The sequence below is a fragment of the Bacillus cereus group sp. BfR-BA-01383 genome (assembly GCF_022663495.1).
Taxonomy (GTDB): Bacteria; Bacillota; Bacilli; order Bacillales; family Bacillaceae_G; genus Bacillus_A; species Bacillus_A cereus_AU.
This window is the reverse complement of the sequence record NZ_JAKUFP010000090.1, coordinates 1-1117: the sequence shown is the minus strand read 5'-3', so window position 1 is coordinate 1117 and position 1117 is coordinate 1. Positions and strand designations below refer to the sequence as shown.

Below are 1117 nucleotides of genomic sequence, written 5' to 3'. Positions count from 1 at the left end.
TTTCTATGGGAAAAATTAGAGTCACTTACGATGTAGAATTTAAGAAAAAAGCTATAGATTTATACTTAAAAGAAGGCATGAGCTATAAAACCATTGCGAAAGAATTAGGCATTCATCACTCGGTTGTAAGTCGTTGGGTGAAACACTTTGAAGCTGAAGGTATCAAAGGGCTAGAAGAAAAGCGTGGGAAAGCGAAAGGGCCAGGTCTAGGTAGACCAAGAACAAAACCAGAAGATCCGGAAGCTAAGATTAGACGATTAGAAGCCGAGAATGAAATGTTAAAAAAGCTCTTAGGGATGTAAAGGGAGGTATGCAAGCTATATCCAAAACGAGAAAGTTTGAAGTTATACTTGAGATGTTAGAAAAGGGATATACAGTCACCCTATTATGTGCCATTGCTGGTGTAACTAGAAGTGGATATTATAAATGGATAAAGCGGCACTTAGTGCCTTCTGAAAAACAACTAAAGGACGCTAAAATCAAGAAAAAGATATTGGAGTGTCATAAAAAACTAAGAGGAATTTATGGATACAGAAGAGTGCAAGTGTGGCTGAAAGTCACATATAACCTTCATTTGAATCATAAGCGCATACAAAGATTGATGAATGAATTAGGCATCAAAGCCGTAATTAGGAAAAAAAGACCTTATTACGGAAAAAAAGAGGCATATGTGATTTCAGATAACCATCTAAATAGAGACTTTCAAGCTTCAAAACCAAATGAGAAATGGGTAACGGATATAACCTACTTGATTTTCAATGGACAACGCCTGTACTTATCAGCTATTAAGGATTTGTACAACAATGAAATTGTTGCCTATGAAACCAGTCGTAGAAATGACTTAAAACTTGTGTTAGATACACTTAAAAAGGCAAAGAAAAAACGGAATGTAACGGGAATCCTCTTACATAGTGATCAAGGGTCTCAATATACATCTCGTCAATATAATCAATTACTTAAAAAATATCAGATGAAGGCAAGTATGTCTCGAAGAGGTAACTGTTGGGATAATGCTTGTATGGAAAACTTCTTCAGTCACTTTAAAGCAGAATGCTTTCATTTATATTCCTTCCGCAAAGCGGATGAGGTTAAATTTGCCGTGCGCAAATACATACAT

The 1117-nt window shown here is 35.8% G+C and carries 2 protein-coding genes; both read left to right on the top strand.

Going from position 1 to position 1117, the window contains the following annotated elements:
• Positions 1-5 precede the first annotated feature (5 nt).
• Entirely contained in the window at positions 6-302 is a 297-nt protein-coding gene (locus MR065_RS26995; protein ID WP_151626934.1) for a transposase, read from the top strand.
• A gap of 8 nt (positions 303-310) precedes the next feature.
• Positions 311-1117 (top strand): IS3 family transposase (locus tag MR065_RS26990; protein ID WP_242215734.1); only part of this gene is annotated, 807 nt, incomplete at its 3' end.

Coding starts and splice junctions, on each gene's coding strand:
- MR065_RS26995 (WP_151626934.1), top strand. CDS start 6: ATGGGAAAAATTAGAGTCACTTACGATGTAGAATTTAAGAAAAAAGCT.